Raw genomic sequence first — 24487 nt, forward strand, 5'->3', positions numbered from 1 at the left:
CTTCACTAACGCTTCCGAAATCAACCCTGGATCCCCGTTTTCACGGGGATGACGAATAAAATATTGAACTTCGGAGCGGCACAGAAAAACGTGCATCCCTCAGCGCCCGGGTGGGAAAGCCCCATAAAATCCGGACCGGTGATCTCTTGATGGTAGATCACACGCCACCGTTCGCGGTACACTCTCGATTGTGTCCACCTCAGTGATGGGCAAAGCGGCGTCGAGGGTGGCTGCAACCACCCCCAACGCCTAACCGCAACCCTGCTTGAGCTAAGAAAGTGAGCAAGGTCATGGCTAACGCCTGTTATATCCCATTGTCCGCCGTTTCCACAAATTCGTCCTGCTTGCGGGGCGAACCTGGGGGCGCGCTGGCCGGGGGTTGAGGGAGGACGCCGGGCGGGCCGGGTTATCCGGAGGCCTGTTTGCCCATGTCCCCGCTCTGACCCGGTCCGTTTCGGCGGTTCTCCCCGGCCTCCGGTCGGATTTTCCGACCATGGAAAACAGCACCCTTTCCCCGAAGGCGGGAGGGGGGCGCGATGCTGCGCCCACGCCCGTTGATATCAGTGTTGGACGCCGCTTGCGTTGGCTGCGGCGGTCCAGGGGCCTCTCCACAAGGGAGCTTGCCGATCATGTTGGCTTCTCCGGTGCTCAGCTTATGAAATACGAGCTGGGGACCAATCGAATCAGCGCGAGCCGCCTTTATGGCTTGGCCTGTGCCCTTGGTGTGACGCCCTCCTTTTTCTTCGAGGACCTGCCGTCTCCCACGGGCGAGCCGATCCCGGAGGGGGCGGAGATGATGACCCACCCCCTGACCTGGGAGATGCTGAGGGCTTTTGAGGGGATCCGGTCTTCCGCGCAGAAGCAAGCGGCCTATGCGCTTTTGCTCAGCATGGCGGCCTGTTTCGACGCACCCATCGAGAAAGTCATGCGGTAACGTCAAAGGGGTCCGTCTTGGCCGCGTTCGCGGGGATGACGACGTACAAAAACACGATAGCCCAATAAAGAAACCTGCCCCCCTGAGCGCCCAACCCGAAATGCCTCTCACTGTTTCAACAACTTGGTCGTCATTCCCGCGCAGGCGGGAATCCAGGGTGGGGACCGGGGACGGAAGCGGTTGACGCAACAGGAGCGCCCGTCACCGACAGCGCCGAAATCAACCCTGGATCCCCGCGGACGAGGGGATGACGACGGAAAAAACCTTAGAGCCCAATGAAGAAAATCGTTTATCCTTTGGCGTGAAATCGGGGATGACACGGGCCGAACGCCGTGACGCGTTCCATGCCCCTCGATGGGACGCGGAAAAACTCCGGAAATGCTCCAACATCGTCCTTCCCGCGCAGGCGCTATGGCATGCAGGTTTCTTTATTTCGCTCTAAGATTTTTTCCGTCGCCCTTCCCGCGCACGCGGGACTCCAGGGTGGGGACAACGGACCTATGCGGTTGACGCGATCTGAGCACCCTTCACTGACGCCTCCGAAATCAACCCTGGATCCCCGCGTCCGCGGGGATGACGACACAAGAGGTGTCCCACTGCCTATTCATCCGATGCGCCCCCTGCTGACCACCGCCGGACGGACCAATCACGAGCAGAGAAAGCAGGCCGACGCCAAGGCCACCAAACGGGAGACCGGACGATGAGAGTTCCGGAGGGGTGGCGGGAAACGACGCTAGCGTCCATTGCGGAACATGTTACCAAGAAATGGGAGCCTGTGGATGGTGGGGAACATTCCTACCTGGGTTTGGAGCACCTCGAGCAAGGAACTGGCCGCATTCTCAAAACGAATGGCTCGGATGACCTATCCAGCCTAAAGACCAAGTTTCAGGCTGGAGACGTGCTGTTCGGGAAACTCCGCCCTAATTTGCGTAAGACGGCCCACCCCAAGTTCGACGGAATTTGCTCGACGGACATCATAGCGGTAAGGGCGAAACCGTTCATTGACCCTGCCTACCTGTTTTACACTCTGAATCGTTCTGACACGTTCAACCACGCCATCAAATCAGCGGCAGGAACCAAAATGCCGCGAACATCTTGGAAACTGATGGGCGAGTTTCGATTTTGCCTTCCCCCCCTCCCCGAACAACGCCGTATCGCCGAAATCCTGTCCAGCGTGGACGAAGCCATTGCCGCGACGCAGGCGCTCATTGAGCAAACCCGCGTGGTCAAGCAGGGCGCCCTGAAACGCCTGCTGACCAAGGGCATCGGTCACACCCGTTTCAAACAGACGGAGATCGGGGAGCTTCCGGAGGGGTGGGAGGCGCTTACTCTCCAAGACTTGTGCGCCAAGATTACGGACGGTTCCCATCAAACGGTGAAAACGACGGATTCAGGTGTGCCGTTTCTTTATGTGTCCTGCATTCGTGATGGGCAGATCGTTTGGGAAAAAGCGGGAGCCGTAGATCCCGCCATCTACAAAACAATCTCAAAGGGCCGAGAGGCACGAAAGGGATGTGTTCTCTACACAGCCGTAGGTTCCTACGGGCACGCTGTCGCCCTGGACAAAGATTATGATCTCTCATTTCAGAGGCATATTGCTTACCTGAAGCCCATAAAGGAACGGCTGCTTCCAGAATACTTATCCGAATTCCTGAATAGCGAAATCGGTAGGCGTTACGCGGATAGCGTCGCGGTGGGAAATGCCCAGAAGACAGTCACGCTCAAGAAGATAAAGGAACAAATTCTCGCCGTTCCTCCAATTTCTGAACAGGTGTCATTCATCAATAAACTGAGCCATTTCAACGAAAGTATACGCTTGGGTGAGAAAAAAAATGCACTGTTAAGAACAACCAAAGCCGCCCTCCTATCCGCCCTGCTAACCGGTCGCAAGCGGGTGTCATTCGCCGAAGAGACCGCCGCCGAATAAGCCACAAAAAAGGAAACGCGACCATGGGCATGGAATGGCATCTGGCGGAGAAACCGACCCTCGATTGTCTGGCGGGCATGGGTTACGCGGTCATCCCGCCCGCCGACCATGCCGCCCTCCGCGATGGCGAGAATCAGGTGCTCTTGCGTCCTCCCCTCGTCGAGGCCCTCAAGCGGATCAACGGGCTGTCCGACGCCGACGCCCAGGCCGCCTATACCGACCTTGTCGCCGTCTCCGATAACGAAAAGTGGCTCGCCATCCAGCGGGGGGAGTTCAGCCGGACCGTGCAGGGCAAGGCGACGCATCAGACCATCCGCGTCATCGATTTTCTCCATCCCGAAAACAACCGCTTCACCGTCACCAACCAGTTCCGCGTGAAAGCCGAGGTCACCCGCATTCCCGATCTGGTGATCCACGTCAACGGCATCCCCCTGGTGGTCATCGAGTGCAAAAGCCCGGTCAACACCAAGGACAAAAGCGGCGAGGCCTTCGAGCAGATCCGCCAGTACGAGCGGGACATCCCCCGCCTGTTCCTGTCCAATGCCTTCACCCTCGTCACCGATGGCACCAACTGCCTCTATGGCGCGACGGGCAGCCCCTCGAAGTTTTTCGGCTCCTGGCGGGATCCCTGGCCCCGGACGGTCGGGGAGTTTCCCGATGCCCTCTCCCTGGGGCTCTGGAGCCTGTTGGAGCCCGCCCGCCTGCTCGACCTGATCGCCCATTTCATCGTCTTCGAACGGACCGACGGTGGGAAAGTCGTCAAGAAAATCTGCCGGTATCAGCAGTTCCGGGCGGTCAACAAGATCGTTGACCGCGTGACCAAGGGAACGCAGCGACAGGGCTTGATCTGGCACACCCAGGGGTCGGGCAAGTCCCTGACCATGGTCTATGCCGCCCTGAAGCTGAAGACCCACCGCACGGTCTCCTCCCCCGAGCTGGCCAATCCGAACATCATGGTACTGACCGACCGGGTGGACCTGCACAACCAGATCAGCGGCACCTTCATTGCCTGCGGCCTTCCCAACCCCATCGCCGTGGAAAAGATCGAGGATCTCCACGCCCTCATCCGCACGGGCAAGGAGGGGCTGACGGTCCTTTCGACCATCTTCAAGTTCCAGGGCTCGAAAAAACCGATTCCCCAGTCCGCCAATTGGATTGTCATGGTCGACGAATGCCACCGCACCCAGGACAAGGACCTGGGGGCCTTTTTGCGGAAAAGCCTGCCCGACGCCCGCCTCTTCGGCTTCACCGGCACGCCGGTCAAGAAGGATGAGCGGAATACCTACAAGAATTTCGGGGTCCCGGGGGAAGGCTATCTGGACAAATACGGCATTGACGACGCCGTGGCCGACGGGGCGACCCTGCCTATTTTCTACACGGGGCGCAAGACGGACTGGCATATTGACGAGGCCAAGATCGACATCCTGTTCGACCAATGGTTCATCGACCTGCCCGACGACAAACTGGCCGAGGTGAAGAAGAAGGGGGTGACCCTCGCCGATCTGGTCAAACACCCCAAGCGGATCGCCCTGATCGCCTATGACATCTGGACCCACTTCAAGGCCCATGCCCGCCCCGATGGCTTCAAGGCCCAGATCGTCGCCTTCGACCGGGAGGCGGTGATCCTCTACAAACGCGCCCTGGACGCCGTCATTGCGGAAGATCTGATGGGGGCCGATCAGATGGGGGGGAACCTGTCCGAGGAGGAGGCCCGGGCCGAAGCCGCCAGCCTGTCGGCCTGCGTCTACTCCGCCGCCCAGGAGGACGCCAAGCCCAGCGAGGATGAGCGGATCGACGCCCTCCGCGCCGACCTCCGCTGCCACTTCCTGGACGCCGACGCGGAGAAGGAGGTGAAACGGCGCTTCGGGATCAAGGGCGAGAAGCCCGAGTTCCTGATCGTCTGTGACAAGCTGCTGACGGGCTTTGATGCCCCCATCGAATCCGTCATGTACCTGGACAAACCCCTGAAGGAGCACAGCTTGCTCCAGGCCATCGCCCGCACCAACCGCGTCGCCGATGCCCAAAAACGCAACGGCCTGATCGTCGATTACATCGGGGTCTCCAACAACTTGGACGCGGCCCTGGCCTCCTACCGGGCGGACGATGTCCAGAACGCCATGCGGAGCCTCGACGACCTGCGCAACCAGCTTCGCGCCGCCCATGGCGAGGTCCTGCGGATGATGAAGGGCGTGAAGCGCTCCGGCCGGTTGGACAAGGACGGTCTGAAAGGCGAGTTTGACGCCCTGATCGCCCTGTTGAAGGGGGAGGAGCAGTGGTACCTTTTCCGCACCAAGGCCCGGGCGTTTATCGCCGCCTACGAGGCCGTCAGCCCCGATCCGGCGGTCCTGGACGTCCGCGAGGACCTCAAATGGGTGGCGACCTTCCTGCGCTATGGCACCCAGGTTTTCGAGAAACGGGAGGCCTTCGATCAGATGGAGTACAGCCGCAAGATCCGCGACATGCTGGACCAGCACCTGATGGCCACCGGCTTGAGCGTCACGGTGACCCTGCGGGCCATCACCGATCCGGACTTCTGGGAGGACTTCGAGACCGAGGGCAAGAGTGAATCCGACATCCAGGAAGCCGCCATCCGCAAGACCGCCGAAACCCGACGCACGGTGACGGAACGGATCAGCCAGAACGCACATCAATACGGAAAGTTCTCCGACCGCCTGAGGGAACTCCTGAAGCGGATGGACGCCGCCCAGGTGTCCTGGGCCGACCTTCTGAAGGAGACGGAGGAGCTGGCCAGGGATATCCGGGCGGAAGACCGCGCCCATGAGGGCAGCGGCTTGTCCCGGGGGGCCTATGGCCTCCTCCAGGTGATCCACAGCTTCGCTGAGGAGGGGAGCGATGGGGAGGGCTTGGCCCAGGTCATCGCCGGTCTGTACGAAAGCGACGAGACCGCTCCCCGGCTTTGGCAGGAGAAGGAGGGATTGCGAAAAAGCCTCCGACAGGAGGTCCGCGCCCTCGCCAAGGAGGCCGGGTTCACGGCCCTGCGGGATCTCCCGGCCGCCGTGGAGGACTTCGCCCTCAAACAGTTCGCGAAGGCCTGACCATGCCCTTTTTCACCGTCGGTGACAGCCAAATCCCCTATGACCTGAAGCGTTCGGACAGAGCGACCCGGGCCCGCCTGACCGTGACCCCCAATGCGGTGGAAGTTGTGGTCCCCGTCTCTGCGACCGAGGAAGACATCGCCGCCATGCTCCACCGTCGCCGGGGCTGGCTGGTCGAACAGACCCAAAGCATGCGGGAGCAGGCCGCCAAGGCCAACAGGGTACAGCGCTTCGTCACCGGGGCGAAGATCCCTTACCGGGGGCGGTTGATGCGCCTTCGGGTCGAGCCATCGGACGACACATTGGTCGAGGTCACCTATCGGAACGGCTTCCTGATCGGTTGCCCCAGGTCGGTATCCGAGGCCTCGCGGGATGTTCTGATCGAATCCGCGCTGCGCCTCTGGCTGCGCAAGCGGCTGCGCGAGGATGTGGCCGAAATGGTCAAGCGCCATGGGGAGACCTGGGAGCTGAAACCGAAAGGGGTCCAGATCAAGGACCAGAAGCACCTTTGGGGAAGCTGCGGCCAGGACCGGGTGGTGAACCTGAACTGGCACCTGATTTTCGCGCCAAAGACCGTCCTGGAATACGCCGTGGTCCATGAGCTCTGCCACCTGCGGCACCGCAACCACGGCAAGGCCTTCTGGTCCCTGGTCGGCTCCATCCTGCCGGATTGGGCCAGCCGAAAGGCGTGGCTGGACCGAAACGAGCACTTCCTGAACCTGGAGCGGGTCGAGGTCTAGAGCACTCCAAGGTTTTTTACATCCTCATTCCCGCGCAGGGCTAAGGGATGTGTGTTTTTTTATTTGGCTATAGTGTTTTTGCACTTCGTCATTCCCGCGCACGCGGGAATCCAGGGTGGGGACATCTGACCTATACGGTTGACGCAACAGGAGCGCAGGTCACCGATACCATCGAAATCAACCCTGGATCCCCGTTTCCACGGGGATGACGAAGTAAAAAGCCTTAGATCTAAATAAAAAAACATGCATTCCTTAGAGTGCTCCGAGATCAGCGCTCCCCACTGGAACCGGTCCGAGCGGGACAGGGGCCAACAAAAGCCGACCGCTGATCATCGTCCCTCCCGCCACCAAGCCAGGGCCAAGCCTCCAAGAATGAGCGTGAGTGCCAGGGGGAGGGGAAGGACGGGGGTCAGAGTGACGCCGCTGACCACATGTTCCCCATTGGCGCGGAGACCCATCCAATCGGAGCCGTTGGTTGATTGCCCCGGCAGTGTTCGGCGGATGGCGGGTTGCCCGTCGCTCAGCCAGTGTGCGCCGCCGCCGGTGGCCGTCATCAGGGGCGCGAGGAGCTCGGCCGTCGGGGCGAGGCGCGTGCTTTCCAACGGGTTGGGTGGGCCAGAGACGGTGAAGCTCCGTTGCCCGTCCGGTGTCGTCACCGTGTAGAGGCCGGGCAGGGAGGCGGGCAGGGTCACGCCCGCCCGTCCAGGACCCTGCACCCCCAAACGGGTGGTCCGCTCCGTGCCATCCGGCGCGGTCACGGTCACTTGGTCGGGGGGATCGCCCAGGGTTCGGGTTGAAACGGTGATCCTGTCATCCTCGACTTTGGCGCTTAAGCTTTCTTCTTCGAGTTCCGGTTCCTTCATCAGCCAGTGGGCGAGGCGGCGCAGGAGCTCTCCCTGGGGACCACCGCCGCGCCAGCCCTTGGACCAAAGCCAGATGGTGTCACTGGCCAGCAAGGCCACCCGCCCCTCTCCCACCCTGTCGAGGGTGAGGAGAGGCAAGCCGTTCAGGCCGGTCAGCAGGGTGTGGCCCCGGGATTGGCCGAGGGCCACTTGCCGAAGCCAGGGACCCCAGGTGGGGGTGTCTCCGCCCTGGGGCAGGTTGGCGGTGACCGGATGGCGCGCGCCATCTTTGGCCAGACGGGGGGTGAAGACCCCCCGGTCCACCGCACCGGTGGGGCTTGCGGGCAGGACGGAGGCGAGCGCGCTGTCGGCCAGGGTATAGGGCTCGGTGTACTCCGGCCCCACAGAGAGCAACAGGGCGCCGCCCTGTTCCACATAGCGGGCCACATTGGCCAGATAGGACTCGGGCACCAACCCCCGGCGGGCATAGCGGTCAAAGATGATCAGGTCGAAATCGGACAGTTTTTCCTCGAACAACTCCTGAATGGGGAAAGCGATCAGGGCCAGTTCGGACAGGGGGGTCAGGTCCTCTTTCAAGGGGGGGCGGAGGATGGTGAAATGGACCAGATCCACCGCCGGATCGGCCTTGAGCAGGTTGCGCCAGGTGCGCTCTCCGGCATGGGGTTGGCCGGAGATCAGCAGGACCCGCAGGCGGTCCCGAACGCCGTTCACCGATAGGGCGACTCTGTTGTTGAGGGTGGAGACTTCGCCCTCCCGGCTGGGGGCCGAGAGGTCAAAGACATTGGCACCGGCATGGTCGACGGGCAGGGGCAGGGTCGTGGGCCGATTGGCGGGGACCACCACCTCGCGCGGGGGTTCCCCATCCCGGGAGAGGGACAGGAAAACGGGTGTTCCCGCTTCCACCTCAGGATCCTCCAGGGTGACGCTCAGGGAGACGTCTCGCCCCACCAAGCCGTAGCTTGGGGCTTGGTTGACCACCAGCAGGCGGTCGGTGGCGTCCTTTTGTCCGGTCAAAAGGGCATGGACCGGGGCGCCGGGGTCGAAGGCGAGCCCTCCCTCTGCCCGCTGCACGTCATGGACTTGCCCATCGGTGACCAGGATCACGCCTGCCCGGCGGCTCCGGGGCACGTCGACCAGGGCCTCCCGCGCGGCCTCGGTCAGGCGGGTTCCTTGCGCGTTCCCATCCACGGTGACCAGCCGGGTTTCGAGGCCGGGCAAGCGGTCAAGGGTAGCCTTTAAGGCCTGGGCGGCCTCCCGGGTTTCCTCGATCCGTCCCCCGAGCTTTTGAGAGAGGCTTTCGTCGACCACCACCACGGCCACGTCGCTTACGGGCTCTCGCTTCTCCGTCACCCATTGGGGGTTGGTGAGCGCGATCAAAAGGGCCGCCAGGGGCAGACAGCGGAGCGCGGATCCCCTGGCCCGCCGGAAAAGGGCATATCCCCCGATCAGAAGGCCGAGCCCCAGCAGCGCCCAAAGCAGGGGCGTGGGGGGAATGGGGGCGAAAGTGATGCCGGTGAAGGTGTTCAAGGTTCGGACCCGCTTCCTAATTCGTCAGGCGTTCGAGGATGGCGGGCAGGTGAACCTGATCGCCCTTGTAATTGCCGGTCAGGGCGTACATCACCAGATTGACGCCAAAGCGATAGGCCATTTCACGCTGGCGCTCGCCCCCCGGGGATACCGGGAAAAGATATCCCCGATCCGGTTCATTGGCCCAGGCGGCGGCCCAGTCATTGCCGCCGATGACCACAGGGGACACCCCGTCGTTGTCCCCGCCCTGGGCGGCCACCCAGGTGGGGTTGCCCGTGACCCGCCCGGGGAAATCGTCGAGCAGGTAAAAACTGCGGGTCAGGACATGGTCCTGGGGCGTCTGAATCAGGGGCGGGATATCCAAGCCTTCGGCCAGGGGCCGGGCATCGCCCCCGTCGCGGGTATCGATGACCAGCAGTCCCCCGCCGCGCATGAAGGCATTGACCCTCTCCCGCGCTGCTTCGGACAGGGGCGGGGCATCGGCGACCACGGGCCAGTAGAGAACCGGATAGACCAAGGGATCGTCCGTCTCCAGGTCCAGCCCCTGGGGCGGGGCCAGCTCGGCGGAGGTGCGGCGCCCCAGGACCTCGGTCAGGGCGGCGAGGCCCGCTTCCGTGACCCGGTTCACGCCCGGGTCCGGGCTGCGGACATAGGCCAGACGGGTGTCCAGGGCCGCCTCCACCTCCATGGGATCGGGGGCGGTGGTCTGGTTCTGGGCCAGGGCCGATTGCGGCTGGCCGAAGGCAAAGGCCGTCAGAAGAAGGCCAACTCCCGCCGCGCCCCCTGCGGCGCCGCGCCCCAGGGTCCACCGCCGCCCGCCGGGACCCAGGCCCCGCAGGATCAGGGACAGGGCCAAGTCCAGCAGGGCCAATACCAGAGCCAGGGTGAGAAGCCAGGGCATCAGGTCGATGGCCCGGCCAAGTTCATTCAATGCGCGCAGGCGGGTCAAGGTAGGCCAGTCGGTCGCCGGAGAGAGGTCCGTAATCGAGGGCGCCAGATTGAGCGCCCGGGCGCTGGTCTCATCCCCATAAAGGCCCGGTGGCTGGCCCGGACCAACCGGTGAGCCGATGCCTGCCCCATCTTGCGTGCCTCCAGCTCCGCCCCTCTCCGTCCCGCCCGGCGCATCAAGGGTCAAGGGATGGTCCAGAGGACCCGCCGGACCCAGGCGGCCGAATCCATCGAAAACCCGCCAGGGCGCGAGGGAGGCGCCTTGCCGTCCCGCAGGTCCGGCGATCCCATTGGCCAGATCCACCACCCGATCCAACATGCGGGGGAAGACGCCGGACAGGGGCAGGTTTGACCAGCGGGGGTCCGATGTCACATGGAACAGGACGATCCGTCCCTGACCTCGGTTTGCTGCGGTAACCAAAGGGGTTCCGTCATCCAGCCGCGCCCAGGTGTGGGTTTCCAGATCGGCGGTGGGGTCGGCCAGAACTTGGCTTGCCACGGTGACATCCCGCGGTACGGTCAGTCCGGCGAAGGGGCTGTCGGCGGGGAAGGGCGCAAGGTGGGCCGGTTCGCTCCAGCTCAAGGCCCCTCCCAAGCGCCGGTCGCCGCCCCGCAAGGGGACGGGAAGCAGGCTGTCGGTGCGATTGTCCGGGCGCGGTCCCGCAAAGCGGATCAAGGTCCCGCCGGCGCGGATCCAGCGATCCAGAGCCGCCTCCTCCGCCGGGGGCAGGGGGATGATGTCGGGCAGAAGGATGACCGAGAGCGGGCGCTCCACCAGGTCGAGGATGCTCCCTTCCTCAGGCATTGTCCGGGGCATCAGCGCCCGGCGCGGGTAGTGCAGGGGATCGAGCAGGGGGACGCCCTGGCTATCGGTGCGCAGGACCAGTCCGATGGGCCGCCGTTGCCAGGAGTCATCCAGAAGGACCGTGGCTCCGGCGCTTGCCAAGGGTCTGGCGGCTTCCCCAAGGGCGAGGTCCAGTCGGGTGGCACCTTCAGCCGAGACGATCTCGGCTGGGAGGGTGACTTGGGCCAGGGAAGCCCCTGGGGCGAAGGTGAACCGCTCCCTTTGGACCAAGCGGTCTTGCGCGTCCCGGGCCAGGATCCAGGCCGTGGCACCGGGGGTCCCGGCGCGGGCTGGACGGCGGACGTCCATTTTCAAAGCGGAGCCCTCTCGCCGGGGTTCGGACAGCAGCAGGGGGGCTGATCCCTTGGCGCTATCGGTGCCGTGCCAAACCGTGAGGGGGCCGTAGCCCTCCAGGGTTTCGGCCAGGGCGCGGACTCCGGGAGCGGCCAGCCCGTCTTGGATCCAGGACACCCTGGCCGGGGGCGTGAGTGTCGATTGGGCCAGCAGGGTTCGAACCGCCTCGGGATCCGTGGCCCAGGGTTTGGGGGTCAAGGCCTGGAGGAGGGCACGGGCTCCGGTGGCGGACAGGGGTTCGGGGGGGCTGGCGGGATCCTCCGTCGAGCGGGCGGCGGTGGTTATCAGGGTGACGGGGCGGTCCTCCCGTTCGGCCCGGTCGAGCAGCAGCCCGGCGGCGTCCATCCGAGCGGCCCAATCTGCGGCGGATGCCCAATCGTCATCGATCACCAAAATCAGTTGGGCCGCGCTCCCTCTGCCCCCTTCGGCATCGATCAGGGGGCGAGAGAGACCCAGGATCACCAGGGCGGCAACCGCCAGACGCAACAGCAGCAGCCACCAGGGAGTATGGGCGGTGACATGTTCGTCTGACCGTAGCCCCTTGAGCAGGCGCACAGCGGGAAAGTTCTGGCGCCGGGGGGCGGGGGGAGTGACCCGCAGCAACCACCACAGGGCGGGCAGGGCGATCAGGGCGGCCAGCACCCAGGGTGCGGCGATGGTGAGAGAACCCAGGGTCATGGTTTGTCGCTTCTGCCCTGTTTTGAGGGGGTTGCCCGTTCACGGGCTTGGCCAGTTGTTTGCCCTATTGTTTGATTAACGGAGGGGCTGGAGAGGGCCTGATGGAGGGCGAGCAGGGCCGTCCGGGGGGGCTGATCGGTGTGGTGCAGGCTGAAGTCCCATCCGGCCCGCCGGGCCAGGGAGGCCAGGGAGTCCCGGTGCGCTTTCAGGCGTCTTTGGTAGCGGCCTCGCAGGTCTTCCGCCCGGTTGGCCAACACGGGGGCTTCCCCCTCCAGGCCATCGAAGCGGATCCGCCCCGCAAAGGGGAGGGTTTCCTCCGCCGGGTCGAGGACTTGTAGGAAGTGCCCCCGGATCCCTTGGGACACCAGACGCCTCAGACCGCCCCGCAGATCCTCCAGGGGATCGAGCAGGTCGCCGATGATCACCAGCCGCGCATGGCGGGCTGCGGGCAGGGTCCAGGGGGAGCCCCCCTCGCCCCGCTCCAGGGCAAGGGCCATGCGGGTCAGGGCCGCTCGTCCCTGTCCAGGGCGGGTATCGACTCCGGCGAGGGCGATTCGCTCCCCCCCGCGGACCAGCAGGGAGGCCAGCGCGAGGGTCAGTTCCATGGCCCGCAGCTTTTTCGAGGGTAGATTCCGGCTGCTGGCGTAGTCCATGGAGGGACTAAGATCACAGTGAAGCCAGACGGTCTGGGCTGCCTCCCACTCGTATTCACGCACGTAAAGGGGGTCTGATTTGGCACTGCGCCGCCAGTCGATGGCACCGGGCGTGTCCCCGTCGGCATAGCGTCGGAATTGCCAGAAGGCTTCTCCGGGGCCGGACCGTCGCCGCCCGTGGACGCCTTGGGCAACGGCGGCTGCGACCCGTTCCGCCGCCACCAGAAGGGGAGGCAGGACGGAGGCACTGGCCTCCGACCGGGTCAGAAGGGGCGCGGTGGGGAGACGGGACATGGGGGATCCTAATCCAGCCGGGCGATCAGACGGTCGATCACTTGATGCAGGGTCACCCCATCGGCCCGGGCGCCGAAGGTCAGGGCCATGCGGTGTTTCAGCACGGGATGGGCCAGGGCGATCACGTCCTCGATACTGGGGGCGAGGCGCCCATCGAGCAGCGCCCGGGCACGGGTGGCCAGGGTCAGGGCCTGACTGGCGCGGGGACCGGGACCCCAGGCCACCCAGTCACGCACCTCGCGAAGATCTGTGCTTTCCGGCCGCCCGGCGCGGACCACGGAGAGGATAGCGTCGACAACGCTTTCCCCCACGGGCATGCGGCGGACTACGGCCTGAAGACCAATCAGATCAGCCGGGGTCATCACTGCCGTTGGCTCTACGATCTCAATCCCCGTGGTGGTGGCCAGCATGCGCCGTTCCGCCGCTTCGTCGGGGTAGCCCACATCCACCTCCATCAGGAAGCGGTCGAGCTGGGCTTCTGGCAAGGGATAGGTGCCCTCCTGCTCAATGGGGTTTTGGGTGGCCAGGACGTGGAAGGGGTGGGGCAGATCGTGGGAATGGCCCGCGACGCTGACCTTGTGTTCCTGCATGGCCTGCAACAGGGCCGATTGGGTGCGGGGGCTTGCCCGGTTGATTTCGTCGGCCATGAGCAACTGACAGAAAACCGGGCCGGGCAGGAAGCGGAATCCCCGGCGCCCGCCTTCGGTTTCCTCCAGCACTTCCGAGCCGATGATGTCGGCGGGCATGAGGTCCGGAGTGAACTGGACACGCTTGTCATCCAGGCCCAGGACTACGCCAAGAGTCTGGGCCAGACGGGTCTTCGCCATGCCCGGCAAACCGATCAACAGGGCATGGCCACCGGACAGAAGGGTGACCAAGACCTGGTCGATGACACCCTCCTGTCCGTGGATAACCTCGCTAATCGCGGACCGGGCCTCCTTGATTCGGCCCATGAGCCTTTCTACGTCTTGTAGGTCGGTCACTGGTGTCGGGACGGACGACGGGGGAGAAGACAGGGACAAGAGGTACCCTCCGCGTTGATGAGTATGGAGGGATGCCCTCCGAAGTGGTGAAAAACGGCTGGACCGGAAAAGGCCCGTCCATTGAAAGGCCGTCCATTGAAAGGTATGTAAGGCTCGTGATGCAGGATCGCACCTCCCTCGGTACAGGTTTCACAGATCCACCGGTTTCTTCCGGTTTGGATCCCCTTCCACAAGGTATTGGCCCCAATGGCGGCTCCCAGGGTGTGTGTGGCGATATTCCCATCCGCATCGACAGCCAGGGAGTCTGGCATTACAGGGGCTCTCCCATCGGACGCAAGGAAATGGTGTGTCTGTTTGCCTCCGTCCTGCGTCGCATGGAGGACGGAAGTTTCTGGTTGGTCACCCCGGTGGAAAGCGGTCGTATCGAGGTGGAGGACGCCCCCTTCCTGGCTGTGGAGATGTTTCGTTGTGGTCTTATGGAGGACCAATGTCTCAGTTTCCGCACCAATGTGGACGAAATCGTGACGGTCGATGCCGACCATCCTCTCCGCATGGAAATCGACCCGGAAAGTGGTGAACCCTCCCCCTATGTAACTGTTCGTCCCGGATTAGATGCGCGTTTGGTTCGATCCGTCTATTATGACCTTGTGGCGTTGGGCATGGAGCGCGACGCGCCTGAAGGGATCCGGTACGGCGTATGGAGCAACGGCATTTTCTTTCCCCTGGGCAGCCTGGACGACGGCCTGTCCAGCTAGGGGGTGGGCTCGATCGGGATAACCTGCGGGCCCGCTTGGCTGCGGGCCGTGGTTTGGGGAAACGGTCGGACATGGAAGCGGCTGAAGCCATTTTAGCCGAATTGAACCAACCTCCTTTGGATCTGTCCGGATTCAGTCGGGATCCCCAGGGCAAACGCCCCGCCTCGGTCCTCGTGCCCCTGATCGACCATGGGAAGGATGTCTCCATCCTGCTGACCCAGCGCGCGGATCACCTGAAGAACCACGGAGGGCAGATCTCCTTCCCCGGTGGCCGGGTGGAAGAGGGGGACGCCGGGCCGGAGGACACGGCCCTGCGCGAGGCGGCGGAGGAAATTGGCATCGATCCCACCCAGGTGGAGATCGTCGGGCGTCTGGATGACTACGTGACCGTAACCGGTTTTCTGGTCACTCCCATTGTCGGGGTTCTCACGCCGCCTTTGGAGCTGACCCTGGATCCCTTCGAGGTGGCCAGTGCCTTCGAGGTTCCCCTGGACTTTGTGATGGATCCGGCCAACCATCGCCTTGAAACCCGGATATACAAGGGCATGCGCCGGGCCTACTACGCCATGCCCCATGGGGATCGCAACATTTGGGGCGCCACTGCGGCCATGTTGATGAACCTGCACGCCGTTTTTCGGGAGCACGCCAAAATATGACTCGCGCTATCCTCGCCATTCTTTTGCCTCTGATTGTTCCTTTCGCCGTCTGGTTCTTCTGGATTCGCTGGCATCGGGCCAGCCGTCTCAAGGCCGGGCTCGATCCCAACGTGGCACCGGATGTTCCCGTGACCTGGCTGGCCCTCGCCGCTGGAGTCCTTATGATCCTGAGTGCCGGACTGTTCTATTTCTATTCGGAACAGGGGGTGCCTGCTGGAACGCCCTATGTGCCCGAACAGGACAAAGACGTGAACCTGAATGCCTGGCCCGTTGGTGCGGAGAAAGCGCAGCCCGGAGGTGAGACGAAGGTGTTGCCCGACAAATGACGTTCTCGCGCGACAAGTGGTTGGCCGGGGCGGAGGGAGAGCGCCCGCCCCTCGGCCAGTTGGGGCCCGATCCCTGGCGACTGGATCCGGTGACCCGGGCAGTCATGACTGCTCTGGAGGCGGAAGGGGGGGAAGCCCGTTTCGTTGGGGGCTGTGTTCGGGATGCCCTGATCCATCGGTCAGCGTCGGACGGGGATATCGACATCGCCACGACCGAAACACCGGATCGGGTCATGGCCATGATGGAAGCCCGGGGGTTCAAGGTCGTCCCCACCGGGCTGGCCCACGGCACGGTTACCGTGGTGGCCGGGGGGATGCACTTCGAGGTGACAACCCTGCGTCGGGACACGGCTTGCGACGGGCGGCATGCGGATGTCGAATTCACCACCAATTTCCGGGAAGACGCCCAAAGGCGGGATTTCACCTTCAACGCCCTTTCCGCTGATCTGGAGGGGCGAGTTTACGATTATTTTGATGGAATTTCCGACCTGAATGAGGGGCGGGTGCGCTTCATTGGCCGTCCCATGGATCGGATCAAGGAAGATTACCTGCGGATCCTCCGGTTCTTCCGGTTCTTTGGCCGCTTTGGTGTGCCTCCCGCTGATCCCGATGCCATGTCTGCCTGTTCCCTTCTGGCCAAAGGGATCGACGGCCTGTCGGCGGAACGGGTGCGGGTGGAGATTCTGAAGACCCTGGCCGTGGGCGATCCTGCGGGGGTTCTGGCGCTGATGCGGGGGGCGCGGGTTCTTGATCGGATCCTGCCCGAGGCGCGGGATCTGCCTCGTCTGCGCGCGTTGGTTTTTTTGGAGACCCGGGGGTTGGTTCTGCCGGGGCTTGGAGCCGATTCAGAACGTCGCCTCGCCGCGGTGATGGACGCGGAGCAAGCGGGCCCCGATCTGGCCGAGGACTTGGGGGAGCGGCTCCGCCTGTCTCGGAGCCAGACAGCCCGGATCTCCTGGATGCTGGAGCCAGTCGATTCTGCGTCCTGGCCGAACCCGGACATGGAGCCCGGTCTGCTTCGCCGCCAGCTCGATGCCCATGGACCCGAACGGCTGACGGATCGCATCCTGTTGGCCTGGTCTCGGGAACGGGCTGCGGAGTTGCGTCCTCTGGCCGCCCGAACAGACCGCTGGCGGGCGGTATTGGAATGCGTGCAGGCCTGGAAAGACAAACCCTTCCCCTTGACCGGCAAGGACCTGCTGGCGCGGGGATTTTCCGGCCCAGAGTTGGGCGCGGTTCTGGCTATCCTGAGGGGGAAATGGCTCGATGGGGACAGGACGTGGACCCGGGAGGAGGCCTTGGCGCACCTCCAGTCCCTCCCGCCACCCTCCTCTTCCCCTCCCCCTGCCCATTCGTGACGGACCTGTGACGAGTGTCACTTCTTGACTCATCGGTCTTCCCATATTTTTCTGTATCAAGGGCGAAATGAGGCGGAACGAAACCGCTGGTCCGGGCTCCAGGGCCGGGATCGGGACATCCTCGGCGCGAATCCAGTGCGGCCGGGGCCTCGTGTCACGGCGGGGAGGCGAATGCAGGTATGAAAAAAGTCTGCTTTTTTGGTGACAGCTTCACCCATGGTATCGGCGACGAGATGGGGTGGGGTTGGGTCGGTCGTTTGACCGAAGCCTCGACTCGGGGCGGCCATGACTTTTCTGCCTTCAACCTGGGTTTGCCCCAGGAAACCACACCCCAGCTGATGGAGCGTTGGCGGTCCGAGGCGGAGCGTCGGATGCGGTGCAGAGAGGGGGGAAGCGGTGGGTTGGTCTTCTGTTTTGGTCTGGATGACATGGCCGATTTCAACGACGAGGGCATTCGGGTTGCCCTGCCTCAGTCGATGGCCCTGGCCGAGCGGCTTGTGGCCGAGGCGGTCACCCTTTACCCCTGCCTTTGGGTTGGTCCGCCTCCGGCCCGGTCCGATGGTGCGTTTCTGACCGACGAGGGGGGATGTGTTCGCTATCGGTGGGAGCGATTGGCGGCACTCAATCTGGCCTACCGTCGTATCGCCGAAGATTTGCAGGTCCCCTATCTGGATCTCCATGGGGACCTGGAGTGGGACTCCACCCTGCGTCGGGCGCATCGGATCAATGGAGCCCTTCACGCTTCCGTGGCCGGGCGGATGCAGGGCTGGGAGCCCTGGCGGTCCTGGTTCGGCTCCCCCCAGTCCGATCCGGTCCTTCCCATCCTGAAGGCCAGGAAGGAGGAATTCGAGCCTTTCCATGTGGTTGGAGGCTTCATCGGCTGACCACCCTCTACAGCGGGCCGTTGTCCCCGTTGGCTTGGCTTTGGCGGGCGCTTGGAGGGCAATCGTTGATTGGCCGGGGAAACTGTCAGGAATTGGATCTTTCGAGGGCTCAGGGAGCGTGTCATGAAAGGCCGACCAGCCAATTCGGAGAGCCAAGCCATGCGCATCCTCGTTTTCCAGCACCTCGCCGTGGAACATCCCGGTATCTTTCGTGAGTTCTGGCGCGCGGACGGGCATCAGGTACAGATCGTCGCCTTGGACGAAGGCGAGCCGATCCCGGACATGACCGATTTCGATCTTATGGCGGTGATGGGCGGACCAATGGATATTTGGGAAACCGACACATATCCCTGGCTTGTCACCGAGATGGCGGCAATCCGGCGCTGGGTGCAGGTCCTGCGCCGCCCCTATCTGGGGATTTGCCTGGGTCACCAACTTCTGGCGGAGGCATCGGGCGGTCAGGTCGGGCGCATGGCAACACCGGAAGTCGGCGTGACGGCAACGACTTTGACGCCGGAAGGCCGGAGGGATCGCCTTTTCTCTGGTTTTGAGCCGGACCTGCAGGCGTTCCAGTGGCACGGCGCCGAGGTCCAGAGGCTGCCCGAGGATGGGGTGGTCCTCGCCGCCAATGCCGCCTGTCCGGTTCAAGCGATGCGGGTGGGAGACCGGGCTTGGGGGATCCAGTTCCATATCGAGATGACGTCGAGCACAGTGGCGGAATGGAGCGCCGTGCCCGAATATGCGGCCAGTATGGAAGCGGCTTTGGGTGTGGAGCGGGCGAAGGGATTGGAAACCGAACTCGCCGGACATCTGCCCGCCTTCTCCGCGATTGCGCGGCGGATCAATGCCAATCTGTTGGCTGTTTGTTGATCCTGACCGTCCGGTGTCACGGGACGGGGGGAGTTCGGTCGTCCGGTTTCTCCCCCTGGGGCCAGCCGTTCGTTTGCCGAAGGGCCTCGCCAAGGACCATGGACGCACAGACGGCAATGTTCAGCGAGCGGGTTTCGGCAATCATGGGGACGCGGACCCGAAGGGTGCATTGGGCGTGGACCTCCGGCGGGACTCCGGCACTTTCCCGACCGAGAAGCAGGATATCATTCGGCTCGAAGGTGGCCTCGGGCAGGGGGGTGTCCCCGGCGGTGGTCAGCAGAACCAGCCGACGTTCCGGGGACAGGCCGTCAAGGAAAGCGCCCCAGGAGGCATGGCGCGTCAGAGCCGCCAGGTCGAGATAGTCCATGCCCGCCCGGCGCATGCGCTTATCGTCCAGGACGAAGCCGCAGGGCTCGATGATGTCGACACCGACCCCCATGCAGGCCCCCAAACGGAGGATGGTTCCGGCGTTCTGGGGGATGTCCGGTTGGTACAAGGCCAAGCCGACCATGGGGTGTTTCTCCTCTGTCCCGGGGGCTCCAGGGCGACCGACTGACATCTAGCCGCCATACTTTGTGCTTTTCTCAACTGGGGAATTGCTTTATATCCGCGCCGTTCCCGCCGCAATGCAAACCGTGTCTTTCGATATGGTCCAGCGACGGGGCCGGGTCGGAAGACTCCTCCCGTCAGGAGGGGAGGAACTGGGCCGGTTGGGACGGTCGCGACGTCCATTTTACGTGGGGGGATGTCGGCGACGACTCGGTGGCGAGGGCGAAGGGACGAACCCAGGGGTAAAACCGGGTTTCTCCCTATTGCGATTTCTCGTTGCCGAATAAAAAATGTCAGCCGACGTTTGGCGTCGCATCGTCCGGAGCTGAAGGCAATTGAGAGGAAACCAGGATGGCTGAAGCCGAAAACACCGCCCCGAACACGGGCGGAGACTCGTCGCGGCGGGATTTCCTGATTTACGGCACAGGGGCGGTCGCCGCCGTTGGTGCGGCGCTCGCCGTGTGGCCGTTTATCGATTCCATGAATCCCGCAGCGGACACCCTGGCCCTGGCCTCGACTGAGGTGGATATTTCCGCCGTCGAGGTGGGTCAGGCCATTACCATTACATGGCGCGGCAAACCGGTGTTTATCCGGCATCGCACCGAGGAAAACATCGAAGAAGCGCGCGCCGTCGACGTCGCCGAGCTGCGGGACCCGCAGACCGACGAGGAGCGGGTTCTGAAGCCCGAGTGGCTGGTCATGATCGGCATCTGCACCCATCTCGGCTGCATTCCGCTCGGTCAGAAGGAAGGGGAGCCGAAGGGAGAATTTGGCGGGTGGTTCTGCCCCTGCCACGGATCGAACTACGACACCTCCGGTCGCATCCGCCGGGGACCTGCGCCGCTGAATCTCGTGATTCCGCCGTATGAGTTCCTCGAAGACACCATGATCAAGATCGGTTAGGAGCTGACGGACGATGTACACCCCTCCGACTTGGAACAACAAAGCCGTCAAGTGGTTCGATGACCGCCTGCCGATCGTGACCCTGATGCACAAGGAGCTGGTCGTTTATCCGGCTCCGAAAAACCTGAATTATTGGTGGAACTTCGGGTCCCTGGCCGGTATCGCTCTGGTGATCATGGTCGCCACCGGTATCTTTCTGGCGATGAACTACACTGCCCATGTGGATTACGCCTTCAATTCCGTCGAGCGCATCATGCGCGACGTGAACTACGGCTGGCTGCTGCGGTACATCCACATGAATGGCGCCTCGATGTTCTTCATCGTTGTCTACATTCACATCTTCCGCGGCCTGTACTACGGATCCTATAAGGCGCCTCGCGAAGTGTTGTGGTGGTTGGGCATCGTCATCATGCTTCTGATGATGGCTTCTGCCTTCATGGGCTATGTGTTGCCCTGGGGCCAGATGTCCTTCTGGGGCGCGACGGTGATCACGAACCTGTTCTCCGCCTTCCCGGTGGTGGGCGAGTCCATTGTGACCCTGCTGTGGGGTGGTTTCAGTGTCGCCAACCCGACGCTCAACCGTTTCTTTGCCCTCCACTACCTGTTCCCGATGGTTCTGTTCGCGGTGGTTTTCATTCACCTGTGGGCGCTGCATGCCAAGAAGTCCAATAACCCGCTGGGCATCGACGCCAAGGGGCCGAACGATTTCATTCCGTTCCACCCCTATTACACGGTGAAGGACGCCTTCGGCCTGGGCATCTTCCTGATGGTCTTCGCCTATCTGGTGTTCTTCCAGCCCAACTTCTTCGGCGAACCGGACAACTACATTCCGGCGAACCCGATGGTGACCCCGCCGCATATCGTGCCCGAATGGTACTTCCTGCCGTTCTATGCGATCCTGCGGTCCGTCCCCGACAAGCTGGGCGGCGTGCTGGCCATGTTCGGCGCCATCCTGATCCTGTTCGTCCTGCCCTGGCTGGATACCTCCAAGGTGCGGTCCGCCACCTTCCGGCCGATCTTCAAGTGGTTCTTCTGGCTGTTCCTGGTGGATTGCTTTGTTCTGGGCTACATCGGTGCCCAGGCCGCTGAAGAGCCCTACATCACCATTGGACAGATCGCGACGGTCTATTACTTCCTGCACCTGCTGGTCATCGTGCCGCTGGTGGGATGGTTCGAAAAACCCAGGCCGCTGCCGGAGAGCATCAGTGCTCCGGTGACGACCAAGGCTTGAAACGGCGACACTAAGGAGAACGACGAGTCATGATGAAGATCGTCAAGAGCACCCTGGTGGCCGCCGGCATCGTCCTGGCCATTGGTGGAACGGCCCAGGCCAACAGCGCTGCTGGTGGTCCTGAGCTGGAAAAGCAAGATTGGAGCTGGTTGGGCCTGTTTGGCCGCTATGACCAAGCCCAATTGCAGCGCGGATTTCAGGTCTATCACGAGGTTTGCGGGAATTGTCACTCCCTCAACCTCGTGGCTTACCGCAACCTGTCGGCCCTTGGGTTCACCTCGGACCAGATCAAGGCGATCGCTGCGGAGCGGGAGGTCGAGGACGGCCCCGACGACCAAGGGGATATGTTCGAGCGTCCTGCCACGCCGGCGGATCACTTCGTTCCGCCCTTCGCCAACGACAAGGCCGCTGCTGCGGCCAACGGTGGCGCGGTTCCTCCGGACATGTCCCTGCTGGTCAAGGCCCGCAAGGACGGTCCCGATTATGTCTACAACCTGATCACCCATGGTTTCACGTCGGATATGCCCGGTGAACCTGCCGAGTGGTGGGTGAAGATGAACGAAGAGCAGGGCGTCGAATCGGTCTTCCCGGAATCCAAGTGGTTCAACAGCTACTTCCCGGGTCACGCCATTTCCATGCCGCCCCAGCTGATGGACGATCTGGTGGAATATGCCGATGGCACCCCCGCCACCGTCGAACAGATGGGCCACGACATTGTGGCCTTCCTGAATTGGGCCGCAGAGCCCGAGTTGGACGAACGGAAGTCCATGGGCTTGAAAGTCCTGATCTTCTTGGGCGTCCTATCCGCCATGCTGCTGGCCTTGAAGCTCAGCATCTGGCGTGATGTGAAGCACTAAGAACCACCAGCCCCGGCGCGCATCCTGAGCGGGCCGGGCTCAGCCATCCAGACTCGGGCCGTCGGTTCCCCCAACCGGCGGCCCGTTTCGTTTTTCAAGGGGGGGGCCGTCACGGGGCAAAGCCCCGTCCCTCACTGGAGCCGAAAGGCCTCAGACCAAGCGGCGCGGGTTGAAACCTAGGCCGCTTTTCTTGCGTTCAAACGCCAGGCGGGCTTTTACGCGCCATAAGGCGCGGCGGCCACTTGGCCGCTTCCAAGGTGCGGTGTGTCAAACTCACCGCACCTGGGTATCAGACCTCAGGCATTTATTTTTTCAAAGAAAAAATGGGGGTTTGGGGGCATTTGCCCCCCAAGTGGGCTTGGGCAATCGCCCAAAAAAGACGAGACACTGTCGCGTCATTGCGGGCAAGGCCATCGCCCGCAATGACGCGAGCATCGATTCGCTCGACTAGAGTGCTTCGAGATCAGGTCTCAGTTTTGTAACCGTCGGCTCCAAGGCAGGAGAGAGATGCCGATGCCCTCCTCGGTCAGGGCCTTGGCTTCATCAAGGGTGGCCTCGCCGTGGATGGGGCGGTCGTTGGCCTCGCCATGGTGAATCTTGCGGGCTTCCTCGGCGAAGTTGCCGCCCACGTCCTCACAGGTGGCTTCCACATGGGCGCGCAGCTTGGACACGACTTGGGCAAGTTGAGTCACAGCTTCCTTGCCCTCCGGTCCGCTGGCGATGGACATCGGGTGAGGGGGGTGTCCAAGGGGGAGGGTTGGGACTTGGCCGTTGGGTGGCGTAACCGTGGGGGCGGCGTTCGGCGCCGGGGCCGCCGCATTGGGTGCCGGACTCTCTGCCGGAGACGGCTCGATCCGGCCTTCCTTGGAGCGGCTGGACACGACATTGGGCGCCATCAGTGCCTTATTGACGATATGACTGCCGCAATAGGGGCAGTCGACCACGCCCCCCGCCAACTGGGTATCGCAGGTGGCGCTGTCACGGAACCAGCCCTCGAAATCATGGTCATGTTCGCAAACAAGCGCGTAGCGGATCATTCTCTTCCTCTCGGAGACGAAGCGGTGATCTATACCCAAATTCGCCCGACTGGCAAGGGATAGCGGGTCCCTTGCCACTCTACGAAACGCAGAAAGTCCTTGAGGTAGCCCTATTCGACCTCCAGGGCAAAGGCCCGGTCGTGGGTCAGGGCGGGCACCATGCCCCGGGCCTCGGCGATCTTCTCTGGGTCGACGCGGGCGAGAATAATGCCCGGATCCTCTCCGGCATCGGCCAGAACCGTACCCCAGGGGTCGACGATCACGGCGTGGCCGTAGGTCTGGCGGCCCTCCGCATGGGTGCCGGTTTGGGCCGGAGAGATCACATAGCACCCCGTTTCGATGGCCCGGGCCCGCTGCAGGACATGCCAATGGGCTTGGCCGGTGGTGCGGGTGAAGGCCGCCGGAATGGTCAGGTAGTCCGCTCCAGCCTTGGCCAGGGTTCGGAAGAGGTGGGGGAAGCGCAGGTCGTAACAGATGGCCAAGCCCAAACGACCGAAAGGAATGTCGACCACCACCGCTTCGTCTCCGGGGCGGAAGGTGCTGCTTTCCTTGTAAGTCTCTCCGTTGGCGAGATTCACGTCGAACATGTGGATCTTGTCGTAGCGGGCACGGATGGCGCCGTCCCCATCCACGACATAGGTGCGGTTGGCGACCATGCCGTCACCGACGCTGACCGCCAGGGTTCCGCAATGGAGCCAGATTTTCAAATCCCGGGCCAGGTCGCGGAAGGCCGCGAGGCCGACGTGGTCTTCCTCGGGCATGGCCTTGCTCTGGATGTTCTTACGGCCCCATTCCATCATGGTAACGTTTTCCGGCATGAAGACCATGTCGGCCCCTTCCTCCCGCGCCTGACGGACCAGGGCGGAGGCTGCTTCAACGTTGGGATAGACATCCCGACCCGCGTTGACCTGGATGCAGGCAGCGGTGAAGGCGGAGGAGGGCTGGGTCATGCGTGGTCTCCCTGCTTTTGACCCTTCAGAAGGGGCTCCAGGCCGCCTCTGGCATCCAGGGCGTGCAGCTCGTCGCAGCCACCGATGTGTTTGCCGTCGATGAAAATCTGGGGAACGGTGTGGCGGCCCCCGGCCCGGTCCATCATCTCTTGCCGCCGCCCGGGTTTCATCATCACGTCTATTTCGGTGAACGCCTGGCCCTTGGATTTCAACAGGCCCTTGGCCCGGTGGCAGTAGGGACAGATGGGCGTGGTATAGATTTCGACCTTGGCCATGGATGGCGTCTCCAAATACGAACGGATGGGGGAGG

General features: G+C 63.2%; 22 protein-coding genes. 14 read left to right on the top strand and 8 right to left on the bottom strand.

Translation table 11 applies throughout. From position 1 onward, the window contains the following. The first annotated feature begins 493 nt into the window (after nucleotides 1-493). From ACLIRY_RS08980 to ACLIRY_RS09000, 5 genes are all read left to right on the top strand, one after another. Nucleotides 494-934, top strand: a complete 441-nt coding sequence (locus tag ACLIRY_RS08980; RefSeq protein ID WP_413205032.1) for a helix-turn-helix domain-containing protein — start codon at nucleotides 494-496, stop codon at nucleotides 932-934. Between the two features lie 247 nt (nucleotides 935-1181). Continuing rightward, nucleotides 1182-1376, top strand: coding sequence for a hypothetical protein (locus tag ACLIRY_RS08985; RefSeq protein WP_413205033.1), 195 nt, complete (start codon nucleotides 1182-1184; stop codon nucleotides 1374-1376). A 258-nt stretch (nucleotides 1377-1634) separates the two neighbouring features. Then, nucleotides 1635-2861 carry a restriction endonuclease subunit S gene (locus ACLIRY_RS08990; RefSeq protein WP_413205034.1) on the top strand — a complete coding sequence of 409 codons (1227 nt, stop codon included), beginning with the start codon at nucleotides 1635-1637 and terminating at the stop codon, nucleotides 2859-2861. Nucleotides 2862-2884: 23 nt separating this feature from the next. Next, nucleotides 2885-5917 carry a type I restriction endonuclease subunit R gene (locus ACLIRY_RS08995; RefSeq protein ID WP_413205035.1) on the top strand — a complete coding sequence of 1011 codons (3033 nt, stop codon included), beginning with the start codon at nucleotides 2885-2887 and terminating at the stop codon, nucleotides 5915-5917. A 2-nt stretch (nucleotides 5918-5919) separates the two neighbouring features. Continuing rightward, on the top strand, nucleotides 5920-6657 hold the full coding sequence (locus tag ACLIRY_RS09000) for a M48 family metallopeptidase (RefSeq protein WP_413205036.1): 738 nt from the start codon (nucleotides 5920-5922) through the stop codon (nucleotides 6655-6657). A gap of 329 nt (nucleotides 6658-6986) precedes the next feature. On the opposite strand, the gene ACLIRY_RS09005 is transcribed toward ACLIRY_RS09000, so the two are convergent. The 4 genes from ACLIRY_RS09005 to ACLIRY_RS09020 are packed head-to-tail and all read right to left on the bottom strand — an operon-like array spanning nucleotide 6987 to nucleotide 13771. Then, nucleotides 6987-9047 carry a hypothetical protein gene (locus tag ACLIRY_RS09005; protein WP_413205037.1) on the bottom strand — a complete coding sequence of 687 codons (2061 nt, stop codon included), beginning with the start codon at nucleotides 9045-9047 and terminating at the stop codon, nucleotides 6987-6989. Between the two features lie 16 nt (nucleotides 9048-9063). After that, the gene (locus tag ACLIRY_RS09010; protein ID WP_413205038.1) at nucleotides 9064-11871 is read right to left on the bottom strand and encodes a DUF4159 domain-containing protein; all 2808 of its coding nucleotides are present in this window, start codon (nucleotides 11869-11871) and stop codon (nucleotides 9064-9066) included. After that, entirely contained in the window at nucleotides 11868-12818 is a 951-nt protein-coding gene (locus ACLIRY_RS09015; RefSeq protein WP_413205039.1) for a DUF58 domain-containing protein, read from the bottom strand. Before ACLIRY_RS09015 ends, ACLIRY_RS09010 begins: the two co-directional genes overlap by 4 nt. A gap of 8 nt (nucleotides 12819-12826) precedes the next feature. Then, nucleotides 12827-13771: an AAA family ATPase gene (locus tag ACLIRY_RS09020; RefSeq protein WP_413205040.1), complete on the bottom strand. Its 945-nt coding sequence runs from the start codon at nucleotides 13769-13771 to the stop codon at nucleotides 12827-12829. A gap of 188 nt (nucleotides 13772-13959) precedes the next feature. Between ACLIRY_RS09020 and ACLIRY_RS09025 the strand changes: the two genes are divergently transcribed. The 6 genes from ACLIRY_RS09025 to ACLIRY_RS09050 all read left to right on the top strand — a co-directional run bounded on the left by ACLIRY_RS09025 (nucleotide 13960) and on the right by ACLIRY_RS09050 (nucleotide 18650). Further along, on the top strand, nucleotides 13960-14556 hold the full coding sequence (locus ACLIRY_RS09025; RefSeq protein WP_413205041.1) for a DUF1285 domain-containing protein: 597 nt from the start codon (nucleotides 13960-13962) through the stop codon (nucleotides 14554-14556). A 71-nt stretch (nucleotides 14557-14627) separates the two neighbouring features. Continuing rightward, nucleotides 14628-15212, top strand: a complete 585-nt coding sequence (locus ACLIRY_RS09030; RefSeq protein ID WP_413205042.1) for a CoA pyrophosphatase — start codon at nucleotides 14628-14630, stop codon at nucleotides 15210-15212. Next, a complete protein-coding gene (locus ACLIRY_RS09035; protein ID WP_413205043.1) occupies nucleotides 15209-15538 on the top strand; it encodes a hypothetical protein in 330 nt (109 codons plus the stop codon). Before ACLIRY_RS09030 ends, ACLIRY_RS09035 begins: the two co-directional genes overlap by 4 nt. After that, complete coding sequence (locus tag ACLIRY_RS09040) at nucleotides 15535-16896, top strand: CCA tRNA nucleotidyltransferase (protein WP_413205044.1); 1362 nt, start codon at nucleotides 15535-15537, stop codon at nucleotides 16894-16896. Before ACLIRY_RS09035 ends, ACLIRY_RS09040 begins: the two co-directional genes overlap by 4 nt. Nucleotides 16897-17075: 179 nt before the next feature. Continuing rightward, nucleotides 17076-17780: a GDSL-type esterase/lipase family protein gene (locus ACLIRY_RS09045; RefSeq protein WP_413205045.1), complete on the top strand. Its 705-nt coding sequence runs from the start codon at nucleotides 17076-17078 to the stop codon at nucleotides 17778-17780. Nucleotides 17781-17903: 123 nt separating this feature from the next. Beyond that, the gene (locus ACLIRY_RS09050; RefSeq protein WP_413205046.1) at nucleotides 17904-18650 is read left to right on the top strand and encodes a type 1 glutamine amidotransferase; all 747 of its coding nucleotides are present in this window, start codon (nucleotides 17904-17906) and stop codon (nucleotides 18648-18650) included. A gap of 16 nt (nucleotides 18651-18666) precedes the next feature. Here ACLIRY_RS09050 and ACLIRY_RS09055 read toward each other — a convergent pair whose 3' ends face one another. Next, entirely contained in the window at nucleotides 18667-19161 is a 495-nt protein-coding gene (locus ACLIRY_RS09055) for a tRNA (cytidine(34)-2'-O)-methyltransferase (protein WP_413205047.1), read from the bottom strand. Nucleotides 19162-19550: 389 nt separating this feature from the next. Here ACLIRY_RS09055 and petA point away from each other — a divergent pair, with 389 nt between their 5' ends. From petA to ACLIRY_RS09070, 3 genes are read left to right on the top strand one after another with little or no spacing between them, the layout of a single operon-like run. Next, nucleotides 19551-20102: a ubiquinol-cytochrome c reductase iron-sulfur subunit gene (gene petA / locus ACLIRY_RS09060; protein ID WP_413205048.1), complete on the top strand. Its 552-nt coding sequence runs from the start codon at nucleotides 19551-19553 to the stop codon at nucleotides 20100-20102. A gap of 13 nt (nucleotides 20103-20115) precedes the next feature. Next, nucleotides 20116-21333, top strand: coding sequence for a cytochrome b (locus ACLIRY_RS09065; RefSeq protein WP_413205049.1), 1218 nt, complete (start codon nucleotides 20116-20118; stop codon nucleotides 21331-21333). Between the two features lie 29 nt (nucleotides 21334-21362). Further along, complete coding sequence (locus ACLIRY_RS09070; RefSeq protein ID WP_413205050.1) at nucleotides 21363-22190, top strand: cytochrome c1; 828 nt, start codon at nucleotides 21363-21365, stop codon at nucleotides 22188-22190. A gap of 470 nt (nucleotides 22191-22660) precedes the next feature. On the opposite strand, the gene ACLIRY_RS09075 is transcribed toward ACLIRY_RS09070, so the two are convergent. The 3 genes from ACLIRY_RS09075 to grxC form a co-directional block, all read right to left on the bottom strand. Then, nucleotides 22661-23227, bottom strand: a complete 567-nt coding sequence (locus ACLIRY_RS09075) for a DUF1178 family protein (RefSeq protein ID WP_413205051.1) — start codon at nucleotides 23225-23227, stop codon at nucleotides 22661-22663. 110 nt (nucleotides 23228-23337) lie between these two features. Continuing rightward, nucleotides 23338-24177 (bottom strand): carbon-nitrogen hydrolase family protein, encoded by an 840-nt coding sequence (locus ACLIRY_RS09080; RefSeq protein ID WP_413205052.1) that lies wholly within the window; start codon nucleotides 24175-24177, stop codon nucleotides 23338-23340. After that, nucleotides 24174-24452 (bottom strand): glutaredoxin 3, encoded by a 279-nt coding sequence (grxC, locus tag ACLIRY_RS09085; RefSeq protein ID WP_413205053.1) that lies wholly within the window; start codon nucleotides 24450-24452, stop codon nucleotides 24174-24176. The genes ACLIRY_RS09080 and grxC overlap by 4 nt, the downstream gene beginning before the upstream one ends. Nucleotides 24453-24487: the final 35 nt, after the last annotated feature.

Source organism: Rhodospirillum sp. A1_3_36 (assembly GCF_047263945.1).
Classification (GTDB): Bacteria; Pseudomonadota; Alphaproteobacteria; order Rhodospirillales; family Rhodospirillaceae; genus Rhodospirillum.